At 49.3% G+C, this 11,839-nt stretch carries 13 protein-coding genes; 1 reads left to right on the forward strand and 12 read right to left on the reverse strand.

Features of this window, described 5'->3' with window-relative positions; all coding sequences use genetic code 11:
* From PKX57_RS09395 to PKX57_RS09450, 12 genes are all read right to left on the reverse strand, one after another.
* On the reverse strand, positions 1-157 hold a 157-nt coding region (locus PKX57_RS09395; RefSeq protein WP_472416975.1), incomplete at its 3' end, for an insulinase family protein.
* Between the two features lie 10 nt (positions 158-167).
* Complete coding sequence (locus PKX57_RS09400; RefSeq protein ID WP_213921410.1) at positions 168-2,351, reverse strand: polyribonucleotide nucleotidyltransferase; 2,184 nt, start codon at positions 2,349-2,351, stop codon at positions 168-170.
* Between the two features lie 105 nt (positions 2,352-2,456).
* Complete coding sequence (rpsO, locus tag PKX57_RS09405; RefSeq protein WP_408631274.1) at positions 2,457-2,711, reverse strand: 30S ribosomal protein S15; 255 nt, start codon at positions 2,709-2,711, stop codon at positions 2,457-2,459.
* Between the two features lie 87 nt (positions 2,712-2,798).
* Positions 2,799-3,671: an L-serine ammonia-lyase, iron-sulfur-dependent, subunit alpha gene (locus PKX57_RS09410; RefSeq protein WP_472416968.1), complete on the reverse strand. Its 873-nt coding sequence runs from the start codon at positions 3,669-3,671 to the stop codon at positions 2,799-2,801.
* A complete protein-coding gene (locus PKX57_RS09415; RefSeq protein WP_213921407.1) occupies positions 3,671-4,336 on the reverse strand; it encodes a serine dehydratase beta chain in 666 nt (221 codons plus the stop codon). The genes PKX57_RS09410 and PKX57_RS09415 overlap by 1 nt, the downstream gene beginning before the upstream one ends.
* 61 nt (positions 4,337-4,397) lie before the next feature.
* Complete coding sequence (gene eno / locus PKX57_RS09420) at positions 4,398-5,681, reverse strand: phosphopyruvate hydratase (protein WP_213921406.1); 1,284 nt, start codon at positions 5,679-5,681, stop codon at positions 4,398-4,400.
* A 13-nt stretch (positions 5,682-5,694) separates the two neighbouring features.
* Positions 5,695-6,396 carry an amino acid kinase family protein gene (locus PKX57_RS09425; protein WP_213921405.1) on the reverse strand — a complete coding sequence of 234 codons (702 nt, stop codon included), beginning with the start codon at positions 6,394-6,396 and terminating at the stop codon, positions 5,695-5,697.
* Positions 6,397-6,447: 51 nt separating this feature from the next.
* Positions 6,448-7,053 carry a translation elongation factor Ts gene (gene tsf / locus PKX57_RS09430; RefSeq protein WP_472416970.1) on the reverse strand — a complete coding sequence of 202 codons (606 nt, stop codon included), beginning with the start codon at positions 7,051-7,053 and terminating at the stop codon, positions 6,448-6,450.
* A gap of 79 nt (positions 7,054-7,132) precedes the next feature.
* The gene (coaD, locus tag PKX57_RS09435; protein ID WP_213921412.1) at positions 7,133-7,609 is read right to left on the reverse strand and encodes a pantetheine-phosphate adenylyltransferase; all 477 of its coding nucleotides are present in this window, start codon (positions 7,607-7,609) and stop codon (positions 7,133-7,135) included.
* Positions 7,610-7,678: 69 nt separating this feature from the next.
* Positions 7,679-8,140, reverse strand: coding sequence for an Rrf2 family transcriptional regulator (locus PKX57_RS09440; protein ID WP_213921403.1), 462 nt, complete (start codon positions 8,138-8,140; stop codon positions 7,679-7,681).
* Positions 8,141-8,143: 3 nt separating this feature from the next.
* A complete protein-coding gene (ftsY, locus tag PKX57_RS09445; protein WP_213921402.1) occupies positions 8,144-9,055 on the reverse strand; it encodes a signal recognition particle-docking protein FtsY in 912 nt (303 codons plus the stop codon).
* Positions 9,055-10,803, reverse strand: a complete 1,749-nt coding sequence (locus tag PKX57_RS09450; RefSeq protein ID WP_214049148.1) for a proline--tRNA ligase — start codon at positions 10,801-10,803, stop codon at positions 9,055-9,057. Before PKX57_RS09450 ends, ftsY begins: the two co-directional genes overlap by 1 nt.
* A 121-nt stretch (positions 10,804-10,924) precedes the next feature.
* On the opposite strand from PKX57_RS09450, the gene PKX57_RS09455 reads away from it, so the two are divergent.
* Positions 10,925-11,773 carry a purine-nucleoside phosphorylase gene (locus tag PKX57_RS09455; RefSeq protein ID WP_472416973.1) on the forward strand — a complete coding sequence of 283 codons (849 nt, stop codon included), beginning with the start codon at positions 10,925-10,927 and terminating at the stop codon, positions 11,771-11,773.
* Positions 11,774-11,839 lie beyond the last annotated feature (66 nt).

Genomic DNA, 11,839 nt, shown 5'->3' on the forward strand with positions numbered 1-11,839 from the left:
GAGTGTGTTCTATGAAATGAGAAACTCCGCTGATGGGATCATCCTCATCAGCGGATCCTACTTTTACCGCAAAAGCCATCGAAACCGTCCTGGTTTCTTCTTTTCTTTCGCCGACAAGAGTAGCGTTATTTGAAAGTTCCTTATAAAGAATGCTCAATGTCGCTTACCTACTTTCTGTTTCGCTCGTTTCTGTTTCTACCTTCGTTTCTTGGATAGGGTTTCCTCTCTCTTCTCTGTTCCTCGGTCACTTCGACGCCTTCCAGTTTCAGGCTTATCTTACCCATCTGATCGATACCCGAGACTTCTACCTTTATTATGTCTCCTAATTTGTGCGCTTTAAGGAATTCTTTCGAATTCTCACCCATCTTCGACACGTGCAGGAGTCCCGTCTTTCCCGGCGCGAGTTCCACAAAGAATCCATAAGCCTCTTCGCGCGTGATCTTTCCTTCGAATATCTGGCCGGGTTTCGCCTCGGATATTATAGCCTCGATGACTTTTTCGAGTCTCTCGAGTTTAGCGTGGTCGTTCCCCACGATCTTCGCGAGTGACTTCTCGTCGTCTATGAAGATTGTCGAGTCGTAATCGCTCGAAAGCTTCTTGATAACCTTTCCACCGGGGCCAATTATCTCGCCTATCTTTTCATAAGGAAGCGCAATCGTCTTGATGATCGGTGCATAATCGGACACAGTCGTTCTAGGAGTATCTACCGCCCGGTACATAAGGTCAAGGATTTTCAGTCTCGCAACTTTCGCCTGTTCAAGGGCCTGCGTCATTATATCTCCGGAAACACCAGATACTTTTACATCCATCTGAAAGGCCGTAATACCGTCGCGGGTACCGGTGACTTTGAAATCCATGTCACCCATATGATCTTCGTTTCCAAGTATATCGGTCAGGACCACCGTTTTATCTGGCTCCTGAATCATACCCATTGCAACCCCGGCAACGTGTTTCTTCATCGGTACTCCTGCAGCCATGAGAGCCAGAGATCCCGAACAGACTGTTGCCATCGAGGATGATCCGTTGGATTCGAGGATCTCCGAGACGACTCTGATCGTGTAAGGAAAGTCTTCGTCCTTGGGGACAATGTTCTTGAGAGATCTTTCGGCTAGATGACCGTGACCTATCTCTCTCCTTCCAGGGCCTCTCAATCTTTTCACTTCTCCGGTACTGAAGGGAGGGAAGTTGTAGTGCAGCATGAAGGATTTCGAGCCCTCTTCGAACATCGTATCCACTATCTGTTCATCCATGGTGGCTCCCAGGGTTACTATGCCAAGGCTCTGTGTCTCTCCTCTTGTGAAGAGGGCCGAACCGTGGGCTCTTGGGAGGAGATCCAGTTCTATCGTGATCGGTCTGACCTCGTCGTGCTTTCTCCCGTCCATTCTCACATCGTCCTGAACGATCCTTCTTCTCATCACTTCTTTCTCCACGTCGTGATAGGAATCCTTCAGGTAACCGATGTTTCCCATTATCTCTTCTTCTGACCAGCGATCGTTAACCTTCTGGACGAAGGCCTCGATGAGTTGATCCCTGTATTCTTTCAACGCTTTATCTTTGGCATGTTTCCCGGGTGTAAGCATCAGCCCGGCCAGTTTATCTCTATCTACGAATTCCCCGAAGGCTTCGACGAAACCTTCCGGAGCGGTCGGGATTTCCAGCTCCCATTTTTTGATTTCGAATTCAGCCAGTATCTCCTCCTGGAAGACCACCAGAGACTTTATCGCCTCATGCGCGGCTTCCAGCGCGCCGACCATTATCTTTTCCGATACTTCTTTCGCCTCGCCTTCGACCATTGTCACGGCATGTTTGGTGCCCGCGACCACGATGTCCAGTTCCGATCGCTTCAGTTCTTCGGCCGATGGGAATATGACGTACTTCCCATCGATATATCCAACCTGAACTCCGGCAACTACTCCTTCGAAGGGTATCTCCGAAAGGTTTAGCGCAAGCGATGCTCCCATTATTCCCCAGATATCCGGTGGATTGTCGGGATCGGCCGAAAGCACGGTGACTATAACCTGTATCTCGTTTCTCATACCGTCTTGAAACAGCGGTCTGATAGGTCTGTCTATTATTCGCGCAGATAGAACCGCGTTGTCGCTGGGTCTGTTCTCCCTTTTCAGAAACCCTCCCGGAATCTTTCCAGCCGCGTAAAACTTTTCCTGATACTCTACAGTCAGGGGCAAAAAATCCGTTCCGGGCATCGCTTCTTCGTTCCCATCAACGGTGGTGAGCAGTACCGAATCGGCGTATCTGAGCAAAATTGCCCCGTGGGCCTGTTTTGCCATCTTGCCGTTTTCGATCACCAGCTTCTGACCAAAAAACTCTCTCTCCCATTGTTTGTAGCTCACTAACAACACCTCTTTTTCTATTCTCAAATACTCAATTATAACAGTTGCATAAAATCCACGCAAAAAAGGAGCGGTCACCCGCTCCCTGTCGAGTTAGTTGTGTTATCAACCCCTCAATCCAAGCTTATTTATCAGCTCTAGATAGACTTCGGGTTTCTTGGCCTTTATATATCTGAGCATCTTTCTTCTTCTTCCGACGAGTTTGAGTAATCCTCTTCTAGTATGGAAGTCCTTGGGATGTTTCCTGAGATGCTCGGTGAGATGTCTTATCCTGGCAGTCAAAATAGCTATCTGAACTTCTGTGGAACCGGAGTCTTTGTCGTGGATTTGAAACTCCTTGACAAGTTCCTGCTTGTTGATTTCCATATCTCTCCTCCTTAATGAGTCCTCTATCCAGGAAAGGGCTATGCCTCGAACCGGGAATAGGGCAAGGCAATTCTAAAACGATTATCTTCTTCTGTCAACACCCAGGAACTTTGTAAGCATATCCCGTGCCGTTTTAGTGACCGCTATACCGCCTTTGCCCGTCTCTTTGAGCTCCTCGGGAAGTCTCCTTCCCACCCTGCCTAGAGATTCGGCCACTTCTTCAAACGGTATGACCGATTCTACGCCGGCCAAAGCGAGTTCGGCCGCCGTGAAGGCCGTAGATACTCCGAAAGCGTTTCTCTTGACGCAGGGGATTTCGACAAAGCCGCCAACCGGATCACACACCAGTCCGAGCAACGATTTCAATGCCAGAGCCGGTGCCGAAACCAGGGCGTCGTAATTTCCCGGGTTCACCGCGTATACTATTGCGGCCGAAGCCATGGCGGTCGCCGTTCCAATTTCGGCCTGACAACCCGACACCGCGCCGGAAATCGAGGCTTTTCTCCTTATTCTTTCCCCAACCGCACCGGCCACCAGCAAAGAATGAGATAGCTCTTCCATGCTCTTTCCGAGGTTCTTGTGCATGGAGATCAACGCTCCCGGAACGACTCCACATGCACCGGCCGTCGGGCAGGCCACAATTTTTCCCATGCTCGCATTGTGCTCGGCCATAGATAAGGCTACTTCTATACCCGAATGAACGATCTGACTCAGTAAAAAAGGTCTGGAGTTCCTGACCTTTTGGTCGTTCTCTCCGACCCATCCGGTTAGAGATTTCGAAGGGTTGGATTTTCTCGCTTCGAAGGAGTTGAACATCTCCTCTACCAGTCTCAGCGATGTCTTCAAAGCGTTTTTTGGATCGTCTCCGGTGTTCATCATGTACCACTCGGAAATCACTTCATGGAGTGGGGTTTTAGAGGCTTTGGATGTATTTACAAGCTCTTCGAAAGTCATCATACTACATCCAGCTTCTCAAGGTAAGAGACTCTTCTCACTACCTTCAGTTTTTTTATTTCTACAATCAGGTCTTGATCGGGCTCATCGTCGAGCTCAATAACACAGAGAGCCTCGCGTCTGTACGGATCCACCCTGGACAGCAACAGATTGCTTATGTTAATATCGCTCGCCGACACCAGTCGCACTATCTGAGCCAGAGCGCCGGGAACATCGGCGTTTATGAGTATAAGCGAGGGATACTTTCCGTTCACGCCGGTCTCAAAGTCATCTATCGATGTTATCCTGATCTCTCCACCTCCAATGGAGGCTCCCGTGATACTGAGAAATCTATCGGAGTTCTGTCCGGTTATTTTTACCGTGTTCGGGTGAGCTTCAGGCATATCGACCTCCTCGAAGCTAAAAGACATACCGCTCTGCACGGCCATCTCCAGAGCCTGCTTGAGAGAGGGATCGGATTCTTTCATGCCAAGCACTCCTCCAACCAGAGCCCTGTCCGTTCCGTGGCCTCTGTGGGTGGCGAAGAGGGGGGAGTTGAGAAGAAATTTGACATCGTCCGGCCTTCCATTCAAAAGCGACCTGAAGGCTCTTCCCAGCCTCGCCATACCGGCCGTGTGGGAACTAGAAGGCCCAACTATCACCGGTCCTATTATATCCAGCAACATCTCTCTTACCTCCGTGCAAAAGGCGCGGGAATCGGAGAATCCCCGCGCCCCGAAAAAATTCTCAGAGATTGTAGAAAGAAGAAAGTCCTCTGTACTCTGCCTGTTCGCCAAGCTCTTCTTCTATTCTCAGAAGTTCGTTGTACTTGGCGATCCTATCGGTTCTGGACGCCGAGCCAGTTTTGATCATCCCCGCGTTTGTAGCCACGGCGAGGTGGGCAATGAACGTATCTTCAGTTTCACCGGATCTGTGGGAAATCACACAGGTCATACCGTGCTTCTGGGCGTACTCTATAGTGTCGAGAGTCTCGGTGACCGAACCGATCTGGTTCAGTTTTATAAGAATCGAGTTGGAGGCCCTCTCTTCAACTCCCTTTCTAAGTCTCTCGATGTTCGTCACGTAAAGATCGTCGCCGACGATCTGGACTTTTCCGCCGACCCTTTCGGTTAGCTTCGAGAAAGCTCCCCAATCCTCTTCGTTGAAGGGATCTTCTATGGAGATTATCGGGTATCTCTCGGTCAGATCTACGTAGTAATCTATAAGCTGGTCGGGAGTGAGTTCCTTGCCATCTATGGTGTACAAACCCTTCTCTTCATTGAAAAACTCGCTGGCCGCACAGTCTAGAGCTATGAAGATCTCTTCTCCTGGTTTGTAGCCGGCCGATTCAACGGCGTTTATTATATACTTTATGGCTTCTTCGTTGCTCTCGAAACTGGGAGCGAAACCGCCCTCGTCGCCGACCGCGGTCACGTGTCCACCGTCTTTCAGGAGTTTTTTAAGGTGATGGAAGACCTCGACTCCTGCCCTCAGAGCATCTCTGAAATACTTGAATCCGGCCGGCACTATCATGAACTCCTGGATATCCAGGTTGTTGTCGGCATGTTTTCCACCGTTCACTATGTTCATGAAGGGAATCGGGAGGACCTTTGCGTTGGTTCCTCCAAGATACTTGTAGAGAAGGGTATCTATGCTGTCGGCCGCGGCTCTGGCAACTGCCATCGATACGGCGAGTATCGCGTTCGCACCGAGTTTGTCCTTGTTTTTTGTACCGTCAAGCTTCAACAGCGAATCGTCGATGGCAGTCTGATCGAAAGCGTTCAGACCTACTATTTCGGGAGCGATCACTTCATTTATGTTCTCTACGGCTTTCAACGTGCCTTTTCCAAGAAATCTTTTCTTATCTCCGTCACGAAGCTCGAGCGCCTCGAACTTACCCGTAGAAGCCCCCGAAGGTACTATGGCCCTTCCATGACCGCCATCGTCCAGCCAGACTTCGGCCTCGACCGTAGGTGTTCCCCTCGAATCAAGAACCTCACGAGCAACCAGGTCAACTATCTGTGCGTACATTTCATCACCTCCATCAATCGGGAATTACAAGCGTGCCTATCTTCTCGCCCATTATAGCATTCAAAAGATTTCTCTTCTTGAAGAAATCTATAACTATTACCGGTACACCGTATCTCTGACAGATGGAAAAGGCTTCGCGGTCCATAACTTCTATATTATTTTCAATAGCGCTGGCGAAGGTTATCCTGTCTATCTTTGCGGCATTATCGTTTTTCTTCGGGTCTTTATCGTAAACGCCATCGACTTTGGTGCCTTTTATGATAACGTCCGAACCTATTTCGACCGCTCTGACGGCGGCCGCCGTGTCAGTTGTGAAAAAGGGAAGATAAGTACCTCCGCCGAATATAACAACCTCTCCGCTATTCAGCGATTTCTCGATGCGATCGTACTTGTGATCGTCTAGAGAAGGCAACTTCACAATCGAGGAGATTGCGACGGCCTTCACCCCTGCCTCGCTGAGAATTTCCTTTAGATAAACTGCATTCATAACGGTCCCGAGCATTCCGAGCTCGTCGGCCCTTGAATTTCTCAAATTCCTCAGTTCTCTGCCTCTCACAAGGTTCCCGGCACCTATAACTATCGCCAGCTGTGTGCCAGTTCGAATTACCGGAAGAATCTCTTCGAGTAGATAGTTTACGGACGCTTCGTCGAATCCCCTTCCGCCTTCGCCGCTCAAAACTTCCCCGCTGAGTTTTAGAAGAACTCTTTTATACATACCCACCTCCGGAGATTATAAAAAAAGGTGAGCACCGCTCACCTTAGAAACTCAACTGTCGGATTCGCCAACCTGCCAGCGAACGAATTTCTTCACTTTTATGTTTTCGCCCGTTTTGGAAATCAACTCGACGATCAGATCATTTATAGTTTTGCCGCTCTCGAAGACATATTCCTGCTCGAGCAGACAGTTTTCCTTGTAGAAGCTCTCGAGCTTGCTCTCGACTATCTTCTCAATTATGTGGGCAGGTTTTCCGCTTTCCTTAACCTGTTCGGCGTAGATCTCCTTTTCCTTCTCTATCTTTTCCTGAGGGACGAGATCTCTGGAGACAAACCGTGCTCCCATCGCTGCAAGTTGCAGAGAGATTTTGTGAGCAAGTTCCTTGAATTCGTCGGTTCTAGCGACGAAATCAGTAACACAGTCAAGTTCGAGAAGCACGCCGAGCTTGTTGTTGTGATGAATGTAAGAGTATATTATTCCCTCTCCGGTTTCTCTGCCTGAGACCTTGTCGGCCTTCAGAATCCCCTTCTTACGAAGATAATCCTTTGCGAGCTCGAAATCGCCATTGGTTTCTACAAGAGCCTTCTTACAATCCATCATGCCGGCCTGGGTCGCGTCGCGGAGTTGCTTTACCATATCACTGGTAATTTCAGCCATTATTGTGTGTCCTCCTTCATTAAAATTCCATCGAAGATTATAACTCAGTTGAACGCAGTTTATTTTCTGCGATGTAAAGTCATTTACCCAATTTTCTTTTGAACTCACCTTTGACGCACGGTGGGACCCATTTAGAAATGTCCCCGCCGAAAGAGGCGATCTCCCTGACCATGGACGAAGAGATGAAGGAGTTGGAGGTCTCCGTCATAAGAAACAACGTCTCGAAATCAGCTAACATGGACTTGTTTGCATGGGCCATCTGAAGCTCCATCTCGAAGTCCGAGACCGCTCTGAGCCCTCGAATCACAACCTTTACATCGTTCTCTCTGGCGAAGTCCACGAGAAGACCGCTGTGAGTGGTTATGGTCACGTTGTGTATGTGAGAAACCGCGAGTCTGACCATCCGCATTCTCTCCTCGTGTGCGAAAAAATGTTTCTTGTTTACGTTTTCCATAACCAACACAATCACTTCATCGAAGATCTTGCTCGACCTCTCGACCAGGTCGATGTGCCCGTAAGTTATTGGATCAAAAGAACCAGGATAGACGGCCTTCATGAAAATCGGCGCTCCGCCCGTTCTCCCTTTCTTCAAGGGCAAAGCGTCATCCTCCTTCCCGTAAGATGACTAAGTGTGTTCCTCGATCCCGAGTTTGTCCGGCGGGTTGTTCAATATCCTGTCCCCGTATTCAAGGAGATCTTCAAGTGTCATTGAACCAATCTCTCGCATCATGGCGTTATATAACCTGAACCAGACGTATTTCACCGTACAGTCAGGATCCTCGACACATTTGCCGTCCTTCTGAAGGCAGGCGTAGGAGTTCATGGGTCGATCGAGTTTCAAGATTATATCCCTGATCAATATCTTGTCCGCCGGTTTCGCCAGAGAATAACCACCATACCTGCCCCTGACGGCTTTGATTATTTCCGCCTGCCTAAGCTCCCCAAAGATCTTTTCGAGGAAATCTCTCGGGATCTCGTTATCGCTCACGATCTCAACAAGAGACATTTTATCTTTTCCGTTACGTGCCGATCTGGCCATCTTGTAAAGAGCTCTCAGCGCATAACTACTTTTGAGAGTGAAACCCATACTCTAAACCTCCTCAGAACTCTCCTCATCGCTTGAAAGGAGAGCTTCCACGAACTCCGACGGCTTGAAGGGCTTTAGGTCGTCTATCTTCTCGCCAACACCTATATATTTCACCGGTATGCCAAGCTCCTTCACTATGGCAAAGATTATGCCACCTTTCGCCGTACCGTCCAGTTTCGTGAGCACGATACCCGTTACATTCACGGCTTCCTTGAACTTCGCGGCCTGAATAAGACCGTTTTGACCTGTCGTAGCGTCTATGACCAGTAGTACTTCGTGCGGAGCTCCCTGGGCTGCCTTCCCGATCACCCTGTGTACCTTCTTCAGCTCTTCCATCAGGTTGCTTCTGGTGTGAAGTCTCCCGGCAGTATCTATGATAACAACATCTTTCCCTTTGCTTATGGCGTGGTTTATAGCGTCGAAGCCTACCGCCGCGGAATCAGCGCCCTGACCCTGGCTTATGAAATCGACTCCCGACCTGTCACTCCATATTCGAAGCTGTTCGACCGCCGCGGCCCTGAAAGTGTCGCAGGCCGCAAGTACCACTTTCTTTCCCTGTTGAGAATAGAGCTGCGACAACTTGCCGATCGTGGTTGTCTTGCCCGTTCCGTTCACGCCCACCACCGATATGACATGGGGCTTCGCGGTTTTCTGTTCATAAGGGATATCGAGAATCTCTATAAGCACGTCTTTTAGAACATCTATCGGATTTTTTCCTTTGTGCATTCTCTCTCTCAGAGCCTTTATTACATCTTGAGAAGTTTCTGAGCCCATATCGGAGAGTATAAGCAACTCCTCGATCTCTTCGAGCGTTTCCTCGTCTAGCCTGTCGAATGAAAGAAGTTTTTTGACGTTCTTGAAGAAACCGTCTCGAGTCTTCTTCAGCCCTTCCTTGAGTCTGGAAAAGATTCCCATTACTCATCCTCCGGTTTCAATACGCTCTCGGGATCATAGCTCGCAAAAAGCCTTTCGACCTCTTCAACGATCGGACCGTAGCCATCCTTTACGCTCACCATGACAGGCTTTTCTTCAGTCCTGGACTTGACTTCTACTACGCCTTCGGCAAGTTTTTTGCCCAGGGTTACACGCACCGGTATTCCAATGAGGTCTGCGTCTTTGAATTTCATGCCCGGTGAGGTCTCCCGGTCGTCGAGAAGCACATCGTAACCCTTTTTCTTAAGTAATCCATATATTTCGACGGATCTTTTCATTATCTCCTCGTCCTTGGTGTTGACCGCCGTAACGATGATATCGAAAGGCGCCGCCTCCAGAGGCCAGAGTATACCGTCTTTATCGTGCAACTGCTCAACGATCGCCCCTATGGTTCTCGACACCCCCCAGCCGTAACAGCCCATAACATAGGGAACTGCATTTCCCTGAGCGTCGGTGACCGCTCCCTCCATCTTGTCCGAGTACTTCGTTCCCAGTTTGAATATGTGACCGACTTCGATACCTTTTGCAGATTTCAAAGGTTTTCCGCACTTCGGGCAGGCATCCCCGGTCTTCACCATCTTGAGGTCCAGCCATTTCCCGATCTTGAAATCGCGTTCCGGCAGAATGCCACGATAGTGAAAACCTTCTTTCAAAGCTCCACCCACTGCGTTTTTCAAACCTTTTATCGAAAGATCAGCCACGATTTCTATCCCGCCGGGCAGACCGACCGGTCCGACAAAGCCGACAGGAACTCTCAGAAGTTCAAAAATCTGCTGGGGGGTCGCCATAGTGAGTGTCTGATCGTTCATCGAGGCCTTCAGCTTCGATTCGTTGAGTTCTTCGTCTCCCCTTATCAAAACCATCACGTACCCGTTTCTTCCACTGTATATAAGAGACTTTATAATATCCCTGGAACTGATACCCAGAAAGGCCGTTACTTCCTCGACCGTTCGAGATTGAGGTGTAGAAATCAGTTCGAGTTCCACAGGTTCCCGATCCTGCAAGACTGATTCGAAGAGATACTCAGCCTTTTCGTCTGATGCGGCATAACCGCAATCGCAGTACAAAAGCGTGGATTCACCGTACCTGGCCAGAACGTTGAATTCGTGAGATTCGTTACCGCCGATAGCTCCGGAATCGGCTTCCACTACTAGATAATCCAGTCCGAGCCTTTCGAGGATCTTACCGTAGGCAGAGTAGAAGTCTTTGTAAGCCTCGTCGAGAGATTCCCAACTATCATGAAAACTGTAGGCATCCTTCATGAGAAACTCCCGCGACCTCATAAGACCGAACCTCGGCCTTATCTCGTCCCGGTATTTCATGGCTATCTGGTAGAGAGAAACCGGCAATTGCTTGTATGATTTGAGTTCGTTGCGGAGAATGTGTGTGATTATCTCTTCGTGTGTCGGGCCGAGTGTGAAGAACCTCTCGTGACGATCCTGCAACTTCATCATCTCCGGGCCGTAGTCGTCCCAGCGTCCCGTCTCGTGCCAGAGCTCGGCAGGCTGTATTATGGGCATCAATATCTCCTGCGAACCGATCGCGTTCATTTCCTGGCGAACAATCTCTTCAATCTTCTTCAAGACCTTCAAGCCGAGCGGGAGATATGTATAGACTCCCGCGACCACCTTTCTGACGAAGCCGCCTCTTATCAAAAGTTTGATACTTACAAGATCTGCATCGGATGGAGCTTCCTTAAGGGTAGGAGCGTAAAGCTGTGAGAACCTCATCGTAACTCTCCTCTCAACAAAAAAACTAAATGGGACTAATTCGGTGTGATTATAGCACAGTTCCAGCACGCTGTCCGTCGTTTTGCTATAATAGAATATCGATTTTAGAGGGAGGGCCGGCATGAGTATTTCTGATCTTCAAGATGAGCTGAAAACTTACGTGGAAAACGTCAAAAAAGCTGCCCATTTCATTCAGAAAGAGGTACCCGCTAAGCCGAAGGTCGCCATAATACTGGGGAGCGGACTTGGAGACATCTCCAGAAGTCTCGAAAACTCCATCTCCATACCCTACGAGGATTTGCCGGGTTTTCCAGTTTCTACGGCTCCGGGTCATAAAGGTGAACTCACCTTTGGAAACGTACTCCACCACGAAGTGATGCTTATGAATGGACGTTTTCATTACTATGAAGGATACTGCATGAGAACAATAACCTTTCCCATACGCGTAATGCAGGAACTCGGTGTGGAGGTTCTCATCATCACCAACGCTTCTGGAGGATTGAACCCCGACTTTGAAGTGGGGAGGGTGATGCTCGTCCGCGACATAATAAACTTCATGGGCGACAATCCGCTCATAGGACCTAACGTAGATGAATGGGGACCGAGGTTTCCTGATATGAGCGAACCTTTCGATCTGGAACTCCTCGAGAAGGCAAAACTCGCTTCGAAAGAACTCGGTATCGGTGTTTACGAAGGGGTTTATATCGGCGTGGCAGGACCGAATTTTGAAACCCCGGCCGAGCTGAGAATGATGAGGAGATTCGGCGCCGATTCAGTCGGAATGTCAACGGTTCCCGAGGTTATCGTGGCCCGTCACGCCGGTATCAAAGTGATAGGTTTCGCAGCCATATCAGATCGCGCCGTACCCGACGATTTGAAGCCAATTACGGCCGAAGAGGTTCTTGAGATGGCGAAAAAGGCCGGAAGGGACATGAGCAAACTGATACTGAAGACCCTGGAAAAAGTATAGGGGAGAAAAATTCTCCCCGCTGGTGGGTGCGGTAGGGATTGAACCTACGGCCTCTTCCTCGTCAAG

Source organism: Mesotoga sp. (assembly GCF_035363035.1).
Lineage (GTDB): Bacteria > Thermotogota > Thermotogae > Petrotogales > Kosmotogaceae > Mesotoga.